The organism is Bacillus sp. RAR_M1_44, from assembly GCF_020165935.1.
Classification (GTDB): Bacteria; Bacillota; Bacilli; order Bacillales; family Bacillaceae; genus Bacillus; species Bacillus altitudinis.
Map to the genome: position 1 here is coordinate 382,245 of NZ_JAIUKX010000003.1, position 22,852 is coordinate 405,096.

The 22,852-nt window shown below is 40.5% G+C and carries 25 protein-coding genes and 3 riboswitches; of the genes, 8 read left to right on the top strand and 17 right to left on the bottom strand.

The annotated features are described in order from the left end of the window. Positions 1–12: 12 nt before the first annotated feature. The 3 genes from LCD34_RS17830 to LCD34_RS17840 form a co-directional block, all read right to left on the bottom strand. Positions 13–1,329 (bottom strand): polysaccharide biosynthesis protein, encoded by a 1,317-nt coding sequence (locus LCD34_RS17830; RefSeq protein WP_017359440.1) that lies wholly within the window; start codon positions 1,327–1,329, stop codon positions 13–15. 113 nt (positions 1,330–1,442) lie between these two features. After that, positions 1,443–2,096, bottom strand: coding sequence for a cell wall hydrolase (locus LCD34_RS17835; protein WP_025207246.1), 654 nt, complete (start codon positions 2,094–2,096; stop codon positions 1,443–1,445). 306 nt (positions 2,097–2,402) lie between these two features. Then, positions 2,403–2,597, bottom strand: a complete 195-nt coding sequence (locus LCD34_RS17840) for a hypothetical protein (RefSeq protein ID WP_008348081.1) — start codon at positions 2,595–2,597, stop codon at positions 2,403–2,405. Between the two features lie 167 nt (positions 2,598–2,764). Between LCD34_RS17840 and LCD34_RS17845 the strand changes: the two genes are divergently transcribed. Both LCD34_RS17845 and LCD34_RS17850 read left to right on the top strand, forming a co-directional pair. Continuing rightward, positions 2,765–2,953 carry a YkvS family protein gene (locus LCD34_RS17845; protein ID WP_003211747.1) on the top strand — a complete coding sequence of 63 codons (189 nt, stop codon included), beginning with the start codon at positions 2,765–2,767 and terminating at the stop codon, positions 2,951–2,953. Positions 2,954–3,086: 133 nt separating this feature from the next. Then, positions 3,087–3,611 carry a GNAT family N-acetyltransferase gene (locus LCD34_RS17850; protein ID WP_035392243.1) on the top strand — a complete coding sequence of 175 codons (525 nt, stop codon included), beginning with the start codon at positions 3,087–3,089 and terminating at the stop codon, positions 3,609–3,611. 99 nt (positions 3,612–3,710) lie between these two features. On the opposite strand, the gene LCD34_RS17855 is transcribed toward LCD34_RS17850, so the two are convergent. From LCD34_RS17855 to LCD34_RS17880, 6 genes are all read right to left on the bottom strand, one after another. Further along, positions 3,711–3,929: a hypothetical protein gene (locus tag LCD34_RS17855; protein ID WP_017367128.1), complete on the bottom strand. Its 219-nt coding sequence runs from the start codon at positions 3,927–3,929 to the stop codon at positions 3,711–3,713. Positions 3,930–4,392: 463 nt separating this feature from the next. Further along, positions 4,393–4,890: a preQ(1) synthase gene (gene queF / locus LCD34_RS17860; protein WP_003211403.1), complete on the bottom strand. Its 498-nt coding sequence runs from the start codon at positions 4,888–4,890 to the stop codon at positions 4,393–4,395. Between the two features lie 15 nt (positions 4,891–4,905). Continuing rightward, the gene (gene queE / locus LCD34_RS17865; protein ID WP_008348085.1) at positions 4,906–5,637 is read right to left on the bottom strand and encodes a 7-carboxy-7-deazaguanine synthase QueE; all 732 of its coding nucleotides are present in this window, start codon (positions 5,635–5,637) and stop codon (positions 4,906–4,908) included. Beyond that, entirely contained in the window at positions 5,630–6,070 is a 441-nt protein-coding gene (gene queD, locus LCD34_RS17870; RefSeq protein WP_224559797.1) for a 6-carboxytetrahydropterin synthase QueD, read from the bottom strand. Before queD ends, queE begins: the two co-directional genes overlap by 8 nt. Continuing rightward, the gene (queC, locus tag LCD34_RS17875; RefSeq protein WP_025207244.1) at positions 6,071–6,727 is read right to left on the bottom strand and encodes a 7-cyano-7-deazaguanine synthase QueC; all 657 of its coding nucleotides are present in this window, start codon (positions 6,725–6,727) and stop codon (positions 6,071–6,073) included. Between the two features lie 159 nt (positions 6,728–6,886). Then, a riboswitch (PreQ1 riboswitch) is annotated at positions 6,887–6,931 on the bottom strand. A gap of 71 nt (positions 6,932–7,002) precedes the next feature. Continuing rightward, positions 7,003–8,046 carry a hypothetical protein gene (locus tag LCD34_RS17880; protein WP_098680947.1) on the bottom strand — a complete coding sequence of 348 codons (1,044 nt, stop codon included), beginning with the start codon at positions 8,044–8,046 and terminating at the stop codon, positions 7,003–7,005. A 245-nt stretch (positions 8,047–8,291) separates the two neighbouring features. Here LCD34_RS17880 and LCD34_RS17885 point away from each other — a divergent pair, with 245 nt between their 5' ends. From LCD34_RS17885 to motB, 3 genes are all read left to right on the top strand, one after another. Further along, positions 8,292–10,397 (top strand): ATP-dependent Clp protease ATP-binding subunit, encoded by a 2,106-nt coding sequence (locus LCD34_RS17885; RefSeq protein WP_224559798.1) that lies wholly within the window; start codon positions 8,292–8,294, stop codon positions 10,395–10,397. A 564-nt stretch (positions 10,398–10,961) separates the two neighbouring features. Beyond that, the gene (motA, locus tag LCD34_RS17890; protein WP_008346088.1) at positions 10,962–11,756 is read left to right on the top strand and encodes a flagellar motor stator protein MotA; all 795 of its coding nucleotides are present in this window, start codon (positions 10,962–10,964) and stop codon (positions 11,754–11,756) included. Further along, positions 11,749–12,513: a flagellar motor protein MotB gene (gene motB, locus LCD34_RS17895; RefSeq protein WP_191218882.1), complete on the top strand. Its 765-nt coding sequence runs from the start codon at positions 11,749–11,751 to the stop codon at positions 12,511–12,513. Before motA ends, motB begins: the two co-directional genes overlap by 8 nt. Positions 12,514–12,699: 186 nt before the next feature. Here the strand turns inward: motB and LCD34_RS17900 are convergent, their stop codons facing one another. Continuing rightward, positions 12,700–13,155, bottom strand: coding sequence for a MarR family winged helix-turn-helix transcriptional regulator (locus LCD34_RS17900; protein ID WP_003211701.1), 456 nt, complete (start codon positions 13,153–13,155; stop codon positions 12,700–12,702). A gap of 204 nt (positions 13,156–13,359) precedes the next feature. Here LCD34_RS17900 and LCD34_RS17905 point away from each other — a divergent pair, with 204 nt between their 5' ends. Further along, a complete protein-coding gene (locus tag LCD34_RS17905) occupies positions 13,360–14,859 on the top strand; it encodes an ATP-binding protein (protein ID WP_008346092.1) in 1,500 nt (499 codons plus the stop codon). 51 nt (positions 14,860–14,910) lie between these two features. Here LCD34_RS17905 and LCD34_RS17910 read toward each other — a convergent pair whose 3' ends face one another. The 6 genes from LCD34_RS17910 to LCD34_RS17935 all read right to left on the bottom strand — a co-directional run bounded on the left by LCD34_RS17910 (position 14,911) and on the right by LCD34_RS17935 (position 19,948). Continuing rightward, entirely contained in the window at positions 14,911–15,153 is a 243-nt protein-coding gene (locus LCD34_RS17910; protein WP_008346101.1) for an aspartyl-phosphate phosphatase Spo0E family protein, read from the bottom strand. Positions 15,154–15,455: 302 nt separating this feature from the next. Beyond that, the gene (locus LCD34_RS17915) at positions 15,456–15,986 is read right to left on the bottom strand and encodes a 1,2-dihydroxy-3-keto-5-methylthiopentene dioxygenase (RefSeq protein WP_008346104.1); all 531 of its coding nucleotides are present in this window, start codon (positions 15,984–15,986) and stop codon (positions 15,456–15,458) included. Positions 15,987–16,002: 16 nt separating this feature from the next. Further along, positions 16,003–16,635, bottom strand: coding sequence for a methylthioribulose 1-phosphate dehydratase (locus tag LCD34_RS17920; RefSeq protein ID WP_224559799.1), 633 nt, complete (start codon positions 16,633–16,635; stop codon positions 16,003–16,005). After that, complete coding sequence (locus LCD34_RS17925; RefSeq protein ID WP_017367123.1) at positions 16,599–17,294, bottom strand: 2-hydroxy-3-keto-5-methylthiopentenyl-1-phosphate phosphatase; 696 nt, start codon at positions 17,292–17,294, stop codon at positions 16,599–16,601. Before LCD34_RS17925 ends, LCD34_RS17920 begins: the two co-directional genes overlap by 37 nt. Further along, on the bottom strand, positions 17,295–18,512 hold the full coding sequence (gene mtnW / locus LCD34_RS17930) for a 2,3-diketo-5-methylthiopentyl-1-phosphate enolase (protein ID WP_224559800.1): 1,218 nt from the start codon (positions 18,510–18,512) through the stop codon (positions 17,295–17,297). A 99-nt stretch (positions 18,513–18,611) separates the two neighbouring features. After that, positions 18,612–18,713, bottom strand: a riboswitch (SAM riboswitch). 44 nt (positions 18,714–18,757) lie between these two features. Next, the gene (locus LCD34_RS17935) at positions 18,758–19,948 is read right to left on the bottom strand and encodes a pyridoxal phosphate-dependent aminotransferase (RefSeq protein WP_224559801.1); all 1,191 of its coding nucleotides are present in this window, start codon (positions 19,946–19,948) and stop codon (positions 18,758–18,760) included. Between the two features lie 163 nt (positions 19,949–20,111). Beyond that, positions 20,112–20,275: riboswitch (SAM riboswitch) on the top strand. Positions 20,276–20,354: 79 nt separating this feature from the next. Between LCD34_RS17935 and mtnK the strand changes: the two genes are divergently transcribed. Further along, positions 20,355–21,548 (top strand): S-methyl-5-thioribose kinase, encoded by a 1,194-nt coding sequence (mtnK, locus tag LCD34_RS17940; RefSeq protein ID WP_224559802.1) that lies wholly within the window; start codon positions 20,355–20,357, stop codon positions 21,546–21,548. Between the two features lie 6 nt (positions 21,549–21,554). Beyond that, positions 21,555–22,616, top strand: coding sequence for an S-methyl-5-thioribose-1-phosphate isomerase (gene mtnA / locus LCD34_RS17945; RefSeq protein WP_017367119.1), 1,062 nt, complete (start codon positions 21,555–21,557; stop codon positions 22,614–22,616). A gap of 24 nt (positions 22,617–22,640) precedes the next feature. On the opposite strand, the gene LCD34_RS19600 is transcribed toward mtnA, so the two are convergent. Then, a complete protein-coding gene (locus tag LCD34_RS19600; protein ID WP_017359454.1) occupies positions 22,641–22,775 on the bottom strand; it encodes a hypothetical protein in 135 nt (44 codons plus the stop codon). Positions 22,776–22,852 lie beyond the last annotated feature (77 nt).

Below are 22,852 nucleotides of genomic sequence, written 5' to 3' on the forward strand. Positions count from 1 at the left end.
TGCACATGACATTCAAGCTTTTTTCAATGTAAGAAACATGGAGACGCCGAGTTCCTTGCAAATCGTTGCATAATGCAGAGCCGTTAAAAGCAGCATCCCCGTGTTCATTCCTAAAATAACACCCATCATATTTAAGGATTCGATGGATCCTAGGAAATACACCATAGAGAACGACACCACGTGCACCCATATATTATGTAGGAACACATCTTTTATGAGACCCATACCAATTAAACACGCTTGAAACGGCATCACGAACAAGTGGCATAAGAAGTATGGCCATAGCAGCTGCAAGTAGACGGCTGCTTGAGGTGAGTCAAAAAAGAGCTGCGTGAGCGGATAAGCGAAATAATACATGATCATCACGGCAGGCACCCCGTATCCAAACGTAATGAGAATCGCTTGTCTGACACGTTTTTTCACGAGATCATACTGCCCCAAGGCATAGGCTTCTGATACATTCGGAATCATCACAATCATAATGGAATGAGCGATAAACGCCGGAAAAAAACCGATCGACATCGCTACGCCAGCAAGCATTCCGTAATGATCAACAGCAAGCGTACCAGAAATGCCCGCTGCAACGAGGGCTCCTTTGATCAAAAACGGTTCAATCGCATTGGCAATGGCATGAAAGATACGCATACCTGTTGTCGGGATGGAGACTGCTAACAAGCGTTTTCTAACGTCAATCCCTCTTAACTCAACCGATCTGACATTCACAGCATTTTTCGCCATGACGTATTGGGAATATAAATAGATAAAGACGACGAGATCACTTGCAACAATCACACCAATCGCGATAAGCACCGCTGTTTCGATATCAAACGAATACCAATGAAAAAACAAAAACAAACAGATAAGCTGGATCGTTTTTTTCAGCATATTGGCTAGAGCAATTCTACCCATTTGCTGCTTGCCCATAAAATAGCCACGTGCAATGGAAGTAAATGCGATGATTGGAATGAGCGACAGAACCAAGCCCTTCATCAGCGGATGATACGATTGAAATACAGGAATGAAAGGCAGTACAATGGCTGCTATTGCCGTTGTGGTGCATGTCACTACAAGCGTCATTTTAAATGCATGGCGAAGCATACTTTTATGAAGCCGCTCATGCGATTCTGCAATGAATTTTGAAATGGAGACTGGCAGCTCTAAGCTGGCGATCACAAGCACAAGCATGATGATGGGAAGGATGCTCATATATAAACCCATTCCATGTTCTCCAAGCTCTCTCGCTAAAATCATATTGACTAAAAACTCGATACACTCAGCAATGAAAGCTGCGACAGATAGCAGAATGACCCCTTTTACAAATCGATTCATGTAGCCTCCCCTTGTCTAAAAGCAAATTCTTTTCACATTCTATGAGACAAGTCCTGAAAATATTTTAATAATTGAAGACAAAAAAACAGCGACTGATTGATCGCTGCTTTTCTTTACACTGCAAACACATGACGGCCAATGCGTTCTACAATTTTACGAGAACGAATCCAGTTATCTGTCGCCGTTTTTGGATTATAAAAATAAATCGCCTTTGTTGTTCTGTCATCTTCTTTGACAACCTGCTTCACAGCTTTTACGGAATCCTGGTCTGCCTTATCATTGATACTTCCATTTGATACAGGCTGGAAGGCATTTCGCTGATAAATCACGCCTCTGACACTGTCAGGAAAAGAGCGGTGTTCTACGCGGTTTAAGACGACGCTTGCTACCGCTTTTTTCCCTGCGTAAGATTCACCTTTTGCTTCGGCATGTACCAACCGAGAAAGCAAGTCCATTTCTTCATTAGAATAGTGTGATTGATTTCTTGAGCTTGCTGGCTTTGCCGTTTCCTTTTTCTTCGGCTTCGGTTTTGATGCCTTCTCCTCTGTTGACGTGCTTAGCATTTTCACTTTAGGCTGATGTTTCTCCTCTGAAAACGCTGGGATCACAGTATGCTTTTCATCTTGATCTATATATGAAAGCTGATGCTTTACAGGTGCTTGTTCAAGTTTCTGACTTAATGTGCCTTCTTGCTCTTGTATATTGTCCATCTTGATCGCTGAGATGAGCATAAGGATGGCAAAAAGAGCTGTATGAATTTTGATCATTCGCCTCATTCCTCCTTTAATCAATGTAGGCTGTAAGATACTTGTCCACTCTAACAAGAGCTTATTCTATTTTCACGCACAAAGATTTTCATGCCTGTCCAAATTCCGTCATTAAATGGCATGTAATAGTTGAAATACGCATGAACTGGTAATGTAAGCGTTTAATACAGTCTCTTTTTAGCCTATAATCATCCTTATGCTCCTGATTATGGGTTATTACATTTTCTTTTCATATGTATCAAGCTGGTTTGAAGTGTGACAAAAGAACCAAAATAAAAAGCTTTTTCTCATTCATGAGAAAAAGCTTTAGCTTCTTGCTTCTTTAAGATATTCAAAAATAACATCTCCACCATGCTTGGCGATTCCGCGAAAATGTTTAAAATCATCTTGATTGACCAATACAGAACGAAATGTTAAAAAATCATCCTTTTGAATGGTCACTTGTTTTTCAGTACCATTCCGTAATGATTCTAGTATTGTGTTGATGTGTTCTTCAGTCAAAAAAACCGCTCCTTTTCAGCCTTGATCAAATATTAAATATACCATTCGTTTTCAAAGCGTACAACGAAAACGAAAGAAAAACGTCTTTATCCTTTACATTGGTATGAAAATATTGCAAAATACTTTTTAATAGGGAATGAAATCTGTTTTTAAAGGAGAGGGATCGGTTGAAGATTGCAAAAATTGGGAATGTGATCGAATTTAGAAATGGTTTAACAGGTGTAGTTGAAAAAGTGAATGAAAACTCTGTTATTGTGGATGTCACCATTATGGACAACTATAGAGATTTAGAACTGGATTCACTAACAGTCGTTAATCATAAAAACTATAAAATCATCAAAGACTCCGTACATTAATTTGCAATCCTCAATTCAGCCTACCGTTACATAAGGATATACGAAGCAGAGCTGATAACAATACCTTACTTTTTATGTTTTATGTAAAAAAAGTGATCTGATGCAATATTAGCTCTAGATAGGAGAAACTAATATGCAACATTCAAATGATATCATTGTACGTTTTGGAAAAATAGAAGATGCTGAAACTACTTTAGAAATTCAAAAATCAGTGATTGCTGAGTCAGATTATTTACTGACAACGCCGGAAGAATACAAAAAAACCTTGTTAGAACACAAGGAATGGATACAGAAAAGAATAGAAAACGAAAATGAGACGTACATAGTTGCCCAAACTGGCGATCAAGTCATTGGATGGATAGCCTTTGAACAATCATCAAATAGAAAAAGAACTTCTCACGTTGGTTCTTTCGGCTTGATGGTTGATAAGAGCTATAGAGGTTTAGGCATAGGGGAAATGTTACTAACAGCATTATTAAATTGGGCAGAAAAGAACCCTTCAATTGAAAAGGTTAGTTTAGCCGTTTTCTCCACAAACCAAAAAGCTATTTCTTTGTATAAAAAGATGGGCTTTTTAGAAGAAGGGCGTAAAATCAATGAATTTAAAATAAATGATCATGAATACTGGGATGATGTATTAATGTATAAGCTCGTTTAATACGATGAAAAAGAATTGCAGAAATAAAGACATAATAAATTGAATCATCAATTTATTATGTCTTTTTCTTATTTTCTCTTACATCATTTGATGAAGGCGTCAGTCTTTTTGCGCGTGAAAGGTTTGCATTTCCGCTTTTGTTTTGTACATGTCAACTTCTTCAGGTGTTATCACGCCTTTATCAATTAAAAGGGCGATCACTCCAAGTAATGTGGAGGCACTCCATTTATATCGTTCTTTGTTTTGATGTTCAAGCATCTGAAGCTCTTCCCTCAATTCCATTAGCAGCTTCTCTGTTTTGTCTTCTTTGTTTGCCAACACAAACGCCCCCATTACCATTCGCTCATTTCAATTTTATCTTAAAGTAAATATATCAAGAATAAAAGCACGATACACCTTTACAAACATACGTTCTGTCGTGTATACTATACATACGAGCTGGTAGCCCCCAGCCGTCCTAGCAAGTTCTATTCCTATTGGTATGAGAAGAGTGACATGACTCTTCTCTTTTTTTATGTGTCATCATGATCTATTCCATAAAAAAAGACATGTTATTCGCATGTCTTTCAGCATGTAGTCAAACCCTCGCATTCGGTGTCAGTCCTGCGTGCCGGTGCTCACGAATGTCAAATTCGCTCCGCGCCGGTACTCGTCCTTCCTAGAATTCAAAGGTTTTCTATCACGCTGAGCTGAAAAGAAGACAAAGGGCTAAAATCAAGTTCATTTTAGCCCTTTGTCAACAATCTAAAAGACATGTCATCCGCATGTCTTTTCTTATTTATTAGCGATTATCAATCGTTTCTGGATACATATCGTGATTCATCATACGATACGATGCCATCTCTTCATACTTTGTCCCAGGTTTTCCGTAGTTCGTATACGGATCAATTGAAATACCGCCTCTTGGTGTAAATTTGCCCCATACTTCGATATATCTTGGGTCCATTAATTCAATGAGGTCGTTCATGATAATATTCATACAATCCTCATGGAAGTCACCGTGGTTACGGAAGCTGAACAAATATAATTTTAATGATTTACTTTCGACCATGATTTCATTTGGGATGTAGCTGATATACACGGTCGCAAAATCTGGCTGCCCTGTTTGCGGGCAAAGTGATGTGAATTCTGGGCAGTTGAATTTCACAAAATAATCTCTATTCGTATGTTTATTCGGGAACGTTTCAAGCACTTGTGGTGCATAGTCAAACAAGTAATTGGTCCCCTGGTTTCCTAGTAAAGTGACACCTTCTAATTCTTCTGGTTTTCTTGTCGTCATTTTGTCTCTTCCTTTCTATACGCCTCGTTTATTTCCCCACAAAAGCGTGTGCAATTGTGGTAATACTCTCACACGATTCAAATCAGGGTCTTGTGCTACTTGATCTACAAGCATTTCGTATTTCTTTAATAAGTGCGTTAATAAGTACGCATCATCAGCTGTTGTTGTATCATCATTTCCAACTTGCAAATAAAAGGGGAGTTCTGGGTATTTCGCATGGACATCCTTTGCATAGGCTAGATCAAGATCATCAAAGATGACGACCTTCAGGCTTGCATGATGCAATCTGTTTCCATTTTTCAATTCATCTATGATACGCGTTAGTTTCGTAAAATCTGTTTTCATATTTGAACTTGGTGGTTTTGGAGAAATGGTTAAATCATCTATCTTCAAAAACCAATCTTGATACATCGTACCCTGCGTTTCAAGCGCCGTATCAATTCCTTCTTCATGCAATAAATCAATAAGTGATTCCATTTGTTTCAAAAGCGCAGGATTCCCACCTGAAATGGTGACATGAGAAAATGCCTTTCCACCTATTCTCTTCAGCTCTTTTACAATGTCCTCTGCCTGAAGCCACTGAATATCATGCTTAGCTGATCCATCCCATGTAAAAGATGAATCACACCAGCTGCAAGAGTAGTCACAGCCAGCCGTTCTGACAAACATGGTTTTTTGTCCAATGACCATTCCTTCTCCTTGAATGGTTGGACCAAAGATTTCTAACACAGGAATCGCTTTAGTCATTGAGCTCAACTCGTTTCGGACGATAAATGCAGTAGCTTGTTGGTGTCTCTCTGACAAAAACTTGAACACATACTGGTTTGTTCGCTAAAGTCGTTAAATATGCGGCCACTTTATCATACACAGTCTTTGCGACAACCTCAGTGGTTGGCATCGCATATGGATCATTCGATGAGAATTCTTCATGGTCATTGAGCAGTGTATGGTCGTACTGTCCATGAATGAGTTTTTTTAGCGTGCTGAAATTCACAAGGAAACCTGACTCATCTAAATGATCTCCTGCAATCGTAATATTGATCGTATACGTATGACCATGTACACGGCTGCAGGCGCCAGCATCTTCTCTCGGGATAAAGTGTGCTGCCGATAGATGCATATCTTTATTTAATTCAAACGAAAATGGATGATCCGTTTGTGGATAAATTTGAGAAAGCATTTAGTTTGCCTCCTTCATTTTCATATACGTGTCATAGCCATTTTTCCGAAGCTTACATGCAGGACATTCCCCGCAGCCATCAGAAATGATGCCATTATAGCAAGTGAGCGTTTCATTTTTCACAAAATCTAGCGCATTCAGTTCATCAGCCAGCTTCCACGTTTCAGCTTTATTCAGCCACATGAGCGGCGTATGGATGACAAATGGTTTTTCCATTGCCAAATTCACCGTGACGTTACAAGATTTCACAAACTCATCTCGGCAATCTGGGTAGCCGCTAAAGTCTGTCTCGCACACACCCGTGATAATATGACGTGCTCCGATTTGATACGCAAGAATGGATGCAAAGGATAAGAAAACTAAGTTTCTCCCCGGAACAAATGTGGAAGGCAGTTCTCCTTCTTTTTCTTCAATATCAATGTCATCTCTTGTTAAGGCATTTGGTGCAAGCTGATTTAAAAGAGACATATCTAATAGATGATTTTTCACACCTAGCTTGTCAGCAATTCTTTTGGCGACATCAATTTCTTCTTGATGACGCTGATTATAATGAAAGGTTACCGTTTCAACCTCTTTAAATTGTTGAAGTGCCCATAGTAAACATGTCGTACTGTCCTGTCCCCCGCTAAAGACAACGACCGCTTTTTCATTTTTCATTTTTCCTTTTCCTCCTTTTGCAGACCCGTACCTCCGCACAAAGCTGCATCTGAAAGGTTCATGAAAACCCCTATTTTTCTCAAAAGAAAAGACACCTTTACATGTGTATGAGGTGTCCCAGCCATAAAAAATAAAAAATGCCACATCCAAGGATACGGCAAGTCCTTAGTTTTTTATAGAGGGTTTTGCTAGAACCTCTCCCGTTTTCACGGATTTTTGTTCAATTTTCACAGAGGATAGTGTACCACATAATTGGTGTACAAGCTATCCCTTCTTTACTTATCACGTGATGCAGGCACTTTTTTCAGACAAAGAAAGAGGATAAAAAAGATACTGACATAGCCAAAAACAGGGTAAACTGTTGAAATGAGTGTGCCGTATCCAATTTTACTGATGACATAACAGCAAAGCAGAATAAAGGATATCGTATACATACTGTTCAATCGGATATACGCCCTCACCTGTCTTTCGAGACCGTATAAATTCCCTATAACGGATGTAAAGACTTCACCAAAGATCACGAATAAATAGATGAGATGAATGGAGTTTGCGACTTGATACACCACTTGGGCCATCGGAATATCATACGCCTCCAGCATTTCTAATGAAGAAAGGGATAAAAAGCAGGCGAGCAGAATGAGTGTCAGCATCAGCCCCCCAAGCACCGCTCCTTTTTTTATCACAGCTTCGGATGTCATTTCGTTTGCGACCGGCACTAATACGGCTTGAGACAGCGCTAAATTAAATGCACCATATGAAATCGCAGACAACATCCATTCGCCCTCTCCCATTTGCAGCCCCAGAACGTGGCTTTCACCGCTACTAAACACAAATGAGTCTAGAAACACAATCAGCGAAAAGAAAATCAGCATTGGAACGACAAGTACATTGACACCAAATAACCCTTTTGAACCTTTAAAAAGGACAATGACACTTAAAATAATCGTTAAAAAAATACCATATTCTTTTGAGATGCCAAGTTGTTCTTCAAAAATAGCGCCTGCTCCAGAAATCATCACTGACGTCACACCTAGTAAGATAAAAAACATGACGATGTTAATATATCGACTCGCAGCAGCTCCAAATAAAAACCGATTCATATCTTGATAAGACTCCGCTTCAATTCGTTTGGAAATAAGCATCATTTTTGCGCCAAGGCCTGTAAAAATAACACCGCTAATCAAAATCCCGATCAATCCAATCCAGCCAAAACGAACAAAAAATTCTACGATTTCTTTTCCTGTCGCAAACCCAGCTCCAACCACTGTTCCTACATATACAAAGGCAAGCTGAAAAGCGGATTCATTTGAACGTTTCATATGACCCCTCCGCACCCATCACTTTCGATTGTCTCTTTTTTATCCTATGAGACAAGTTCCTTGAAAAGAAGGACAAACCATGATTAAATGCAAAAAAGGATTTTTCATTCAGCTATGAGCAAAACAGTTGAAAGTCAAAATAGGTCAGAGTATACTATAGTCAAAGATGGTCAAACAACAGACCATTTTATTTAACATTCATTGGTCAAATAAAGTCAAACTTTATTTTAAGGAGGTCATGGCTCATGCGTTGTCAACATTGTCAAGTAAATGAAGCAACGATTCGCCTGAATATGCAAGTAAATTCGTCCCGTAGCCAAATGGTTTTATGTGAAGACTGCTATACCTCTTTGATGGAACAGTCAAAAATGAAAATGGGTCCTAACCTGTTCGGAGGCAGCTCATTCTTCTCTGAGCAAGCAGGACATGCGACGAGCCAAGAGCGGCCTAAACAAAAAGGCTTACTCGATGAGCTTGGCCGGAACTTAACGGATGGCGCACATACTGGTTTAATCGATCCTGTCATTGGCCGTGATGAAGAAGTCACAAGAGTCATTGAGATTTTAAATAGAAGAAATAAAAACAATCCTGTCCTCATTGGTGAACCTGGTGTTGGTAAAACGGCCATAGCCGAAGGACTAGCACTAAAAATTGCAAATGGAGATGTACCAAATAAATTAAAGAACAAACAAGTTTATTTATTAGATGTCTCTTCACTTGTGGCAAACACAGGTATACGTGGTCAATTTGAGGAACGGATGAAGCAATTAATCAAAGAATTGCAAAGCCGTAAAAATATCATCTTATTCGTTGATGAAATTCATCTTCTTGTAGGCGCAGGCTCTGCCGAAGGGTCAATGGATGCCGGAAACATTTTAAAACCAGCCCTAGCACGAGGGGAACTGCAGCTAGTAGGCGCAACAACATTAAAAGAGTATCGTCAGATTGAAAAAGATGCTGCCCTTGAACGCAGATTCCAGCCCGTCATCGTTGATGAGCCAACACAGGATGAAGCATTCAAGATATTAAAAGGCATTCAAGATAAATATGAAGCGTATCATGGCGTCACCTATTCTGACGAAGCCATTAAAGCGTGTGTTCAATTATCTTCGCGGTATATTCAAGACCGCCACTTGCCAGATAAAGCCATTGATTTAATGGATGAAGCAGGTTCAAAAGCGAATCTCTCCATTGATGCAGCAAGTGAAGATGAATTAACAAACCGTCTTGCGCAAATTGCCGCTGAAAAACAAGCTGCTTTAAATGAAGAACGATATGAAAAAGCAGCGAAGCTCCGAGACGAAGAAGAAGCGATTGAAGCGAGATTGCAAAACAAAACAAATGACAAAGAACATGTCGTCACAGCTGAGGACATTCAGTCGATTGTAGAACAAAAAACAGGTATCCCTGTCGGCAAACTGCAAGCAGACGAACAAACAAAAATGAAAGAAATTGATGTCCGCTTAAAAGCCCGCGTCATTGGTCAGGAACATGCGGTTGAAAAAGTGGCGAAAGCCGTAAAAAGAAGCAGAGCTGGCTTAAAATCAAAACACAGACCAACTGGCTCCTTCCTTTTCGTTGGGCCAACAGGCGTCGGGAAAACCGAATTGTCTAAAACATTAGCGGAAGAATTATTTGGCTCAAAAGAAGCGATCATTCGTTTAGATATGAGTGAATACATGGAGAAACACTCCGTGTCCAAAATCATCGGTTCTCCTCCTGGTTACGTTGGACATGATGAAGCCGGACAGCTCACGGAAAAGGTTCGCAGAAAACCATACAGCATCATTTTGCTTGATGAAATCGAAAAAGCGCACCCTGATGTCCAGCATATGTTCCTTCAAATCATGGAAGATGGCCGTCTAACAGACAGCCAAGGCAGAACCGTCAGCTTTAAAGACACAGTCATCATTATGACAAGTAACGCTGGCAGCACAGATAAAAAAGCGGTCAAAGTCGGGTTCCAGTCTGAACAAGAAGAAGCCATCGAAGAACAATCATTGATTGATTCACTGAGCGCTTATTTCAAACCGGAATTCTTGAACCGTTTTGACAGCATCATTCAGTTTGATTCATTAGATAAAGACGATTTAGTCAAAATTGTGGATCTTCTGCTCAAAGATTTGTCAGAGCAGTTAAAAGAACAAAATCTAACTGTTCACATCACAAACGAAGCGAAAGAAAAAATCGCCGAACTTGGTTATCATCCAGCATTTGGGGCTCGTCCGTTACGAAGAACGATTCAAGAGCATGTTGAAGATCAAATGACGGACATCTTGCTTGAAGAAGAAAAACTTACTGGATTTACAGTCGATGTTGAACATGACGAAATTGTTGTGAAAAAGAGCTAAGTACATCCTAAGGAGGATCTTCAGCTCCATCATGTGGCAGTGTCTAAATTCCATCTGAGCGCCGACGCTCCCCCGCCTCTTTTCCTTTACGATAAAAGAAAAAGAGGTGGAGCACATGGATCACATGATCAATTGGAACTACGATTTGATCAAAATCATACATGAAGAAAAATTAAAAGAATTGCTCTTAGATGAAACAGCTCAAAAAAGATGAAGTTTCCAGATTGTTGACAAAGAGCTAAAATGAACTTTATTTTAGCCCTTTGTCTTCTTTTCAGCGTGATAGAAAACCTTTGCAGCCCTAGGAAGGACGAGTACTGGCGCGGAGCGAATGTCACATTCGTGAGCACCAACACGCAGGACTGACAAAGAATGCGAGGGTTTGTCTACACGCTGAAAACTCCCTTTTATATGAGGGAGTTTTCTTTTTTTACGGCTTCTAGAAAGCGCTTTCGTCAAAATTTCTTCACATAAAATGTCTTAATTTTATATTCTGACTAAAACCCTTCTAGAAGACACCGATATTAACTATAGAAAAAGATAGTTAAAGGATTTGGTGAGATAATGGACAAAACATCGTTAATTGGTATTATTTTAGCATTTATTGCACTGAGTGTCGGTATGGTTTTGAAAGGTGTGAGTCTAACCGCTCTTATCAACCCGGCGGCTATATTGATCATTGTGGTTGGGACAATTTCAGCTGTTGTCATTGCCTTCCCATCTAGTGAAATTAAGAAAACACCAAAATTATTCGGCAAAATTTTCAAAGATAGCAAGCTTCCAACGATACAAGAAATGATTCCTCTATTTTCAAACTGGGCACAAATTGCTCGTCGTGAAGGTCTTTTGGCATTAGAGGCAAATCTTGAGGAAGTCGATGACGATTTTCTAAAGAACGGCTTAAGCATGGCAGTTGACGGTCAAAGTGCTGAATTTATTCGCGACGTCTTAACAGAAGAAGTCGATGCCATGTCGGAGAGACATCAGTCAGGCGCATTAATCTTTACACAAGCTGGTACATACGCTCCGACTCTAGGGGTACTTGGTGCCGTTGTCGGACTTATTGCCGCACTTGCAAACATGGGAGACATTGAAGCACTTGGACATGCGATTAGTGCTGCCTTCGTCGCCACACTGCTAGGGATTTTTACAGGGTATGTGTTGTGGCATCCATTTGCCAACAAGCTGAAGCGTAAATCAAAGGAAGAAGTAAAGCTTCGTCTCATTATGATTGAAGGGATTCTTTCTGTCCTTGAAGGCCAGTCTCCAAAGGTCATTGAGCAAAAACTTCTGATGTACTTACCAGCAAAAGAACGTGCAAATCTTGTCATTGAAGAAGGAGAAAAACAGAATGGCTAGGAAACGTAAAAACCATGATCATGAAGACCATGTAGATGAGTCTTGGCTGATCCCTTACGCCGATCTTCTTACGCTTCTTCTCGCCCTCTTCATTGTGCTGTTTGCATCTAGCTCCATTGATGCGGCAAAATATGAACAGATGGCTAAATCGTTTAATGTTGTCTTTACTGGCGGCACTGGCGTAATGGACCAATCAAGCATGCAGAGCACCGAGGAAACAGAAAACAGTAATCAAACCAAAAAATCCGCAGAAGATGAAGAAGAAGCAAAAGCGAAAGCTCGTGACCAAGCGGTTTTAACAAAGGTTAAAAAGCAAGTAGATTCATTCATTGCGGATAAAAAACTTGGTTCGAAGCTTGAAACAAAGCTGACGGATGAAGGTCTGCTTATTACAATTGAAGACAGCATCTTCTTTGATTCTGGGCGAGCGGTGATCCGCTCGCAGGATGTTCCGTTAGCCAAAGAAATATCAAAGCTGCTCGTCATTAACCCCGCTCGTGATATCGTCATTAGCGGGCATACAGATAACGTTCCGATTCGGAATTCTGAATTTGAATCCAACTGGTATTTAAGCGCCATTCGTGCGGTCAACTTTTTAAATATTCTCCTTGAAAACAGCAACCTAGACCAAGAGAACTTTAGCACAAAAGGTTACGGTGAATTTAAACCGATTGCCTCTAACGATACCGCAGAAGGCAGAAGTAAAAACAGACGCGTCGAAGTTCTTATTTTGCCAATTGAGAAAAAAGCAAAATAAATAGGAAGCCAGCAGCTTCCTTTCAGATCATGACAAAGGGCTAAAATGATGTTTATTTTAGCCCTTTGTCTTTCTTATGAGCGCGATTGAAAGCGCTTGTCGTTTATCGGTGCGCAGGACTGACACCATATGCGCGGATTAGTCTACATACTAAAAAGGAAGCCAGCGGCTTCCTTTTTTATGTGTTTATTCTTTATGATCATATAAATGCTTGGCACGCAGTCCTACATGTTTGAGCATATCGATGCAGGCATCCTTTTCCTCTTCACTAAGCACACTGATCATCTCGTGAATCTCTTTTGCATGATCTGGGAAGATGTCATCAAGCAAAGCTCTTCCCTGCTCCGTAATATGTGCAAATGTCACCCTGCGGTCTTCTGCACAAGCTTTCCGGCTAAGGAGTTCTTTTTTCTCCAATTTATCAACCACATACGTGATACTTCCGCTTGCGAGTAAGATCTTATCACCTATTTGCTGAAGCGGCTGATCACCTTTATGATACAGCAATTCTAATACAGCAAATTCAGTTGGATTCAGACCGTGCTTCACAATATGTTTGTTCATGTGGTGATTAATGGAGCGATAGGCACGTGATAGTACAATAAATAATTTCAAAGATTTCTCAACATTATGATTTTCCATTTTTTATCATCCTTTATGAAATGCAACCCACTAATGTGACATTAATAAACAATAAGTAAAATGTCAACATGTTGAACCATTTTTAGCATGAAAAAGAGACCAGAACGAATCACCTAATTTTTTAAAAATCTCACAAGTCATCGTAATAAAGATAGGTTCAATGCTATAATAAGTCTATTAGGTAATACGTTGGAGCGATGAATCATGAGTATACTGAAAGGGTTTTGGAAGAAGATCAAGCTTTACCTTATTTTGGTCGTGATTCCAACCCTCATCATTAGTTATTTTATCTACGAAAAAGAAACTGAGAAAATTGATGTAAAAAACAAACAAACCGCTACACTTATGTTAAATATTCACAAAAACCAGATGAATTATTTAATCAGTGAAACAGAAGCAAGATTAACTTCCCTTGCCATGGGATTTGACCAGCCGCTTGAAACGAAAAGAGTACAAAACATCCTAGAGAAAATCTATAAACAAGAACCTCGTTTTTCAGGCCTGTATCTCCTAGACCAAAAAGGAAATGTCACAGCCAGCACCACACCATTAAAGGAAAAAATCAACCTGTCATTTAGAGATTACTTTAAACGTATTCAAGTCACAAAACAGACCGTCATCACAGATAACTATGTGAGCCGCATTACTAAGCAGCGGATTCTCTCCATTTGTGTCCCTGTTTTGAATGAAAACGACGAAGTCACGGATGTGCTAGTCGCTGCGATTCAAATTGATTATTTAAGAAATATTATGAATGTATTAAACCCAGAGCTTCATTTTAAGATGCTGAATCAAAATGGAGACGTTGTGTTTACAAGTGGTCCACAGCCAGCATCTGAAAGTGATAGCACCGTGTCTACATATTTAGATGAAAACAGCTGGAAGCTGGAGGTTTTTCCGCAGCGTGCGACAACAAGTGAAGTCCTGTCTGTGATGCTGTTTCCTTTATCCAGTGCATTTATTCTCTTAAATATCTTATTCACACTCGTCCAATATATCATTTTAAGACGACAAACCCAGCAGGAACGCCACCAAAATGAAGCACAAAAACTTGAACTCATTGGAACACTTGCGGCAAGTACAGCTCATGAAATTCGCAATCCATTAACAGGCATTAGCGGATTTATTCAACTTTTGCAAAAGAAGTATCGTTCAGAAGAGGATCAGCTTTATTTTTCTGTCATCGAAGAAGAAATTAAACGGATTAACCAAATCGTCAGTGAGTTTCTTGTGCTAGGAAAACCAACGGCTGAAAAGTGGCAAAATAATTCTGTGAAAGAAATTGTCAGTGAGATCATGCCAATTGTATTTTCTGAGGCGAACCTTTATAATGTCGAGGTTGATTTGCAAATCAATACCATTCAAGATGTTGGCGTGTATTGCACGAAGGATCACATTAAACAAGTGGTATTGAATGTAGCGAAAAACTCGTTAGAAGCGATGCCAAATGGCGGTCATTTGAAGATTGTCATTGAGGCTGAAAAAGAACAGGTTATCATAAAAGTGAAAGATACAGGTGAAGGTATACCAGAAGAGATGCTGAAACATATCTTCCTCCCTTTTATTACGTCGAAGGAAAAAGGAACAGGTCTTGGGCTTGTTGTGTGTAAACGAATCATTTCGATGTATGGGGGGACAATCGATATCGAGAGCGAAGTGAATAAAGGAACAACCGTGATCATCATGCTCCCTTCTGCACACTAATAGCTGAAACATTCAGCCGGTTTTGCTAATGGCAAGACCGGTTTTTTGATGTCAATAAGAAGGCCGATTAACAGAAAGGAGACTCATTTGTGATACAAGATCATGAAAGGAAGCAACTGATTGTTGTTCATGAAAAAGAAGATACTGATACTCGTTCATCAGGTTGTCCAGTTCTTGACTATATTTAATTGTCGTCTCACCTGTATAGCCTTCTACTTGAGCAGCTTCTACCATTTGTCTTCTCTTTTCATCAATTGACATTAATAGCTGTTCTTTCCGTACATAAATATTCATGATCTCAGCTCCCGCTATGAATTCGTCTGTCTACGCTCTAAATGGATCCGACACCAAAATTATACTTTATTTGTAAATTAAATTAAATATGCTTATTTTATTTAATTTTTTACAGCCTAAAGACCTTTTACCCAATGAATTCTGGGGGTAAACTTCAAAATTGGACAGGACTGACACATTGATTAAACAGAATTTTATCCTATGCAGAAGACCAAAATCAACTATTTTCTCTCTCATTTTATGTCTATTTTCCTAAAAAAAAGCTGATCTTCCGCCTCATGCGAAATGATCAGCTCCCACTATTAAACCGTTTCTTCTTCGTAAATTGGCACCCAGCCCTCAGTTGTGACAAATATGCGAACGGCAACGACTTGACGATCTTCTTGAAGTGTAAAGTAGTGACGAATATTCGGAGGCACAGAAATTAAATCACCTGGATTCAGTCTCACATCAAAAAAGACACCATCTTTGCCTTGAATGGCAAAGATGCCATGACCGCTCACGATAAATCTGACTTCATCATCCGTATGATGATGCTCACGTTTAAAGTTTTGAAGCAGTTCATCCAGGTTAGGAGTCGCATCTGATAATGAAATCACATCCTGCGCTTTGTATCCTCTTCGCTCGGAAATACTCTTTATTTCCTCTTGAAACACAGTTAAAATTTCTTCCTTTTCATCATCTGTTAAATCGTACTTTTCTGATAACTGTTTTGGTAGTTTTTCAATATCCCAATGTTCATAAATGACCCCTTGCTGTTCTAAATACGCCCGGACCTCTTGTTCGTTCTCAAGTAACGTGTTCTCTTCATTATGAATATAAATGGTCGCCATGTGTGTTTCCTCCTTTTTATTTAACAAGCTGCTTTTGGTAAAGCGCTACTTTCAAATGATAGGTAAATAAAAATTCATAAGCCTCTAAGACTCGTTTGGCTTCAAATGCGGTTTTCCCCCAAACGGTGATGCCATGATTACGAATGAGTACAGCACCAGCATCGTCCGTCAGGTGCACTGCAAATTGCTCTGCAAGGTGCGGAATATGAGCTGGGTTTTCAATAATAGGAACAGCAACTTCTGCATCCTCTTCCCAATAACCAAGCGCTTTAATGATTTCGTTGCCTTTAAAACGAACTTCTCCTTTATCGCCATACAGCTCAGAAATGACATTGTTATCGATCGTGTGGACGTGAAGACAACATCCTGCTTTCGTCCGCTCATAAATGTATGTGTGAAGCAGTGTTTCAGCTGATGGCCTGAGCGGCTCATTCGGATGAACCGGCTGACCTGCTGCATCAACAAGAACAAAATCTTCATCGGTTTCTTTTCGTTTATCTTTGCCACTTGCCGTCACCAAAAACGTGATGGGATCATCCGACACTTTTATCGATAAATTGCCGCTCGTTCCGTAAAACCAGTCTCTTTGTGCCAATTCACGTTTGACGTCTGCTAGTTCCTTCCAGCGTTTACTCTTCTCGTCTGCCATTCCTTCACTTCCTTTATTTGATCAAATTGCGCTTTTAGATCAACAAATGTTTCATACTCTTTATGTACGAGCCCTAGCTCTTTACATTCGTTCAGTAAATAATCACGCGCAAACGTGAGATCCGCATGTTTCGCTGCCTCAATATCAGTCACTGAATCACCAATCATGATAATAAAATCATCTTCCTGCGTCAGCTCTCGAATAATGGAAGGCTTGCAGCAGCCACAGCCATTTTGGCATTCTGAATCACAAGCATGCGGCCATTCAATTTGAATATGGTCTTCTTTAAATGATGCATGGTTACAATAAATATTCTCTTGTTCGACAATCCCTTCAAGGATAGGGTAGACAAAAAAGTCCATACCGCCGCTGAGTACATAGAAAGGAATGTCTGCTTTTTTGACATCATCGACAAACTGTTCAAATCCTTCACGAATCTCTGTATCCTCTAAAATAAATGACCGAATGGCTTCTTTCTGATCACTCGTCAGTAACTGAAACATTTGCCCGACGCCTTCTTGGATCGTGATCTCTTTTGCTAGAACACCATCCTTCCATTTCGTCCATTCTTTTGGAGCAAACTGCTTCATGATGCGAATGATATTATCATTTTTCGTAATCGTGCCATCAAAATCACAACATACAATTGGTTTTTTCATTTATTCTGCTACCCTTCCCCAAAGATCAAGTGCTGCTTGTAAGTCTTGACAAGTTGATGCTTTTTCTTCGATAGACTCTTTTTTGACCACCGCATCAATGATCGAACGAAAGGCTTTCCCTCCTCCGATTGCTCCCCGCGGATGTCCGTGAATTCCCCCGCCTGCATTAATGACATGATCAAGTCCAAAATCTTTGATTAAGATCGGCACCATTCCCGGGTGAATGCCTGCTGAAGGGACAGGAAATGTTTGTTGAACTGTATCCTCTTTCACACATGCTTCGAAAATGCCAATGGCATCTTTTTTCGGAAGGGCGACTGATCCATAAGGAGAGGGAAAAAGACTTAAATCAGCGCCAGCATATCGATTTAATTTGCCTAAAAGAAGAGAATGCGAGAATCCATAGTCTGGAGAGGATGTCATTGCACCGCTCACTGCCGGATGTGCCATGATCGGCAATGGGATCTCTGGATCTTCAGCCAAGCTTTGCATGACATCAAGTCCATAGGCAAAAACGTTGAATAATAGCGCATCAGCCCCGAGTTCGGCTGCCTTTCTTGCTCGATCTTTCAAATCAAAAGTTCTACCAGTTAAATTAACAGCATAAAGCGTGCGATGTCCTGTCTCTTCATATGTTTCTTTTAATATCTTTTTTCCTTCCTTGATTCGATCTTCAATAGGGGCTAATGGGCTTTCAAATAAAATCTCATCATCTTTGATGAAGTCTACTCCACCTAAAGCCTGTAAGCGGAGCTGTTCTTTTAAATCCTCCATATCACGGCCGATCACGCCTTTAAATATACTCATCAATAGCGGCCGATCAAACACGCCTACTTTCTTTCGTATCCCCTCAATGCCAAATACCGGTCCTGGAAGACAGCGTTTAAACCTTTCCGAAAATTCGATATCGACGAGCTTTACTTTCCCATCCAGTGAAAGCTTTCCAAAAATCGTCGTCAACACCGCTGGTATATCAGCTGAAAAGTTCGCCTCAGGATAAGCAATGGTCACCTCTGATTGATACAGACCACCAATTGCGGGGGACTGTTCTTTTACGCTCACCACACGGCCTTTATGTTTTTTCAGCTGCTCCTTTTTGAGCTGCGGCAAGTCCGTCCATGACCCGACCGTTAACCCAAGTGCGATCTGCTCTGCTTTTCGGTCTATTTGTTCATCCTCTCGATGTGTTAATACGTATGTTGCCAGTAGTTCACTCACTAGGAATCCCCTTTCGATTGCGTCCTGTATATGGTCAATAAAAAAACCTCTTTAAGTGCTTGATCAGCGCGTTAAAGAGGTTTCGTCTCATTCATCCGAATCTTATCTCTCAGCGCTTGCTGCAAGAATTAGCACCGTGCTTCATGGAAGTCGGTTGCCGGGCTTCATTGGGCTAGTCCCTCTGCCTACTCTTGATAAGAATATTCAATTTTCTTAAATATTGCCTGAATTATCGCACCATTTTTTTACGTTGTCAATGGCTTTTTTTCAAATAACTGCAAGGCAGCGATACGATCAGCGGCTTCCTTTAGCCGCTCCTCACTTGTTAAAAGACCGACTCTGACGTAGCCTTCACCGTGAGCACCAAAGCCATTCCCCGGTGCAACAACAACATGTGCTTTTTCTAATAATACATCAGAAAAAGTTTCCGATGTATATCCTTCAGGCACCTTTAACCAAGCAAAAAACGAGCCCTTTGGCGCACTGACGTCCCAGCCAATCTCTTTGCATGCAGCAATCCAAGTGTTTCGTCTTTTTTCGTACCGATCATTTTGTACTTGGACGCACGTTTGATCGCTTAAAAGTGCTTCTGCTGCTGCATCTTGAGTTGCTTTAAACAGTGACACAAACAGGTGATCCTGATAAAGCTCAATGGCTTCGATAACAGAGGCATTCCCTGCTGCAAAACCGACTCTCCAGCCAGCCATATTATACGTTTTGGACAAAGTATAGATTTCAATACCTGTCTCTTTTGCTCCGTCTATTTGCAGGAAACTGAGGGGCTTTTCGCCGTCAAATCCTATGCCGCCATATGCAAAATCATGGACAACACACATCTTATTTTCACTCGCAAACGCAACAGTATCTTCAAAAAATGTCCGGGTTGCAGTCGCACCAGTCGGATTATTTGGGTAATTTAAGTACATCAATTTTGCTTGATCCTTATCCTGCTCTGACAATTGGTGGTAGTCAGGTAAAAAATCATTTTGTTCAAGAAGAGGCATTGTGACCATATGAGCTCCGGCAAGCACAGCGCCTGACCAGTAATCAGGATATCCTGGGTCTGGAACAAGCAGCGTATCACCTGGATTCAGTAGGCATTGCGGCAGCTCGACTAGTCCCGCTTTTCCTCCAAATAAGATGGCAATCTCTGTCTTTGGGTCAAGCGTGACGCCATATTCTCTTTCATAAAAAGCAGCTGCGGCCTTTTTTAGTTTCGCTGTCCCGCGGAATGAGGAGTATTGATGATTTTCAGGTTTTGCTACTGCTTCCTGCATCGCTTTCACAATATGTGGAGGAGTGGGCTGATCAGGATTTCCTTGACCTAAATTAATCACATCTGCCCCTTCCTGCATTTTTTTCTGTACTTTTTGTACAAGCGACGCAAAAAATTGTTTCGGTAAATGTTTCAACACATTCGATTGCTGGAATTCCATTTTTTCACCTTCTATTCAAGTTACATGACAATACAATCACTGTAATGGATTGTTTTATGAATTGTAAAGCAATTTTGAAAAAAGATTGACATGTGAACTGCCGCTCTGATAATATCTAGAATTAAGAAATGCAAGCAGACATGAAACAATTACATATTGATTTCTCTTATCGAGAGTTGGGCGAGGGATTTGGCCTTTTGACCCCAACAGCAACCGACCGTTAATACCACTGTGAAGTGGGGCGCAGCAAGAACAGCGCCAAGACAATTTATTGTCTTATAGGGCACGGTGCTAATTCCATCAGACGTATGTGCTGAGAGATAAGAGAGGCTTCGAGCATACACGCCATCAAGCCTCTTTCTCTCAGGAGAAAGAGGCTTTTTTATATGATTTGGAGGGGAAACAATTGGTTACACTTACGGCATCATATGAAGAATTAACAGAGAGTTCGGCAGTTGCATTAGCCATTAGACTTGGATTGATTCAAGAAAGCAGTCATTTGACCTGTACTGAAATTGGCGACGGAAATTTAAATTACGTCTTTCATATTTATGATCACAAACAAGCAAAAGGACTGATTATCAAGCAGGCTCTTCCTTATGCAAAGGTCGTTGGAGAAAGCTGGCCGCTGACATTAGACCGCGCAAGAATTGAAAGTGCAGCACTCATCAAGCAATCAGAGTATGCACCACATCTCGTACCAGCCGTCTATTATTCGGATACAGCTCTTGCAGTGACGGCAATGGAGGATCTATCACACCTTGAAATCGTCAGAAAAGGGCTAATTGCCGGAAAACATTATCCGTATTTATCAGATCATGTTGGAGAATTTTTAGGCAAAACACTATTTTACACGTCTGACTTTGCCACAAATCCTAAAATCAAAAAACAATTCGTGAAGCAGTTTACGAACCCTGATCTTTGTGACATTACAGAAAAACTCGTCTTCACAGATCCTTTCTTTGACAGCGAAACGAATGACTTCGAAGAGGAATTAAGAGAAGAGGCACAAGCACTATGGGCTGATCTTGAACTGCAAGCAAAAGCAGCCGAATTGAAACGGATCTTCTTAACCTCTGCTGAAACACTGGTACATGGAGATCTTCATACCGGCAGTATTTTTGCAAACGAAACGGAAACGAAAATCATTGATCCAGAGTTCGCTTTTTACGGTCCTTTCGGATTCGATATCGGTCACTTTATTTCCAATCTGTTCATTAATGCTTTATCTCATGAGAATGAGCAGGATCAGCAGCATCTTTTTGATCATGTCGTCAATGTGTGGACAACATTCAAAGAAGTGTTCACAAAAGCATGGAAAGAAGACAGTATTGAAGCGTTTAGTGTATCGGAAAGCTTTTTAGAAACAACGTTTGACCGTATTTTAAAAGAAGCCACCGGCTTTGCTGGCTGTGAGCTTGTTCGCCGAACCATCGGTCTTGCGCATGCGGCTGATCTCGATGCGATTCCATCACATTCTAGAAGGCTTCAGCAGAAAAAAGCAGCACTTACACTAGGAAAAACATTGATCAAACAATATCATGCAGTGGAAACAGCGTCTGACCTCGTCGCATTATTCCAGCAAACTGTAAAGGAGTGACGAGTTTTGTCTAAAGAATTTGAAGTTCCCCGTTCCGTCGAATGGGAAGAAAACCGTATCAACATTTTGAATCAGCAAAAATTACCCGCTGAAACCGTGTTTGAGCATTTATATACAAAAGAAGATGTGTATGATGCCATTGTGACGCTAAAAGTGCGCGGAGCACCTGCTATTGGCATTACAGCGGCTTTTGGGCTCGCACTCAGTGCACAAGAGATTGATACAGAAGACATTGATCTCTTTAAGCGAGAAGTCGCTCGCCTGAAAGAATATTTAAACAGTGCTCGTCCAACCGCTGTGAATCTTGCCTGGGCATTAGACCGTCTTTATCAGCGCATTGAGCGTGCTGCTTCGGTGAATGCAGCCAAAACTGATCTTGTCCATGAAGCCATTCAAATTCAAATCGAAGATGAAGAAACATGCCGGCAAATCGGTCAAAATGCTCTTCAGCTCTTTAAATCTGGTGATCGAATTATGACCATTTGTAACGCAGGCTCGATTGCCACAAGCCGGTACGGAACAGCGCTTGCACCCTTTTATTTAGCGAAAAAGAAAAACCTCGATCTTCACATTTACGCATGTGAAACACGTCCTGTCCTTCAAGGCGCTCGTCTGACGACATGGGAATTGATGCAGGGCGGTGTAGATGTGACGCTTATCACGGATAATATGGCAGCCCATACGATGAAAGAAAAACAAATTTCTGCCGTTATTGTTGGTGCAGATCGAATCGCTAGAAACGGTGATACAGCAAATAAAATTGGAACGTTAAGTCTGGCTATTTTGGCTAAACACTTTCAAATTCCATTTTTTGTGGCAGCGCCTCTTTCGACCTTTGATGTGTCAACTCAGGATGGATCAGATATTCCGATTGAAGAACGCGACCCGCAGGAAGTAAAGGAATTAAACGGCATCCAAATTGCGCCTCCTGACGTGCAGGTATTTAACCCTGCCTTTGATGTCACTCCTCACCATCTCATTTCCGGGATCATTACAGAAAAAGGCATTATCACTTCCAACTATACAGAAGAGATTGATGCACTATTTACTGAAAGCGTGTCACTTTAATCAAACAAAAGCGCGGGATTCTTATCATTTAAGAGCACCGCGCTTTTTTGTTTCGTTTGTTTTTGCTAATATTTCTTTTTTCTGTTCTTCTGTCAACACGTTCATTTTGACACATAGTGATGTGACGGCGTACATTTTATCTTTTTTGCCCCATAACATGTTTGCAGCCTCCTTTTTCCCTAGACCAACTTTTTTAGCTTAATAAAAGGATATGTCGCTCACTAAACATTTGGAAC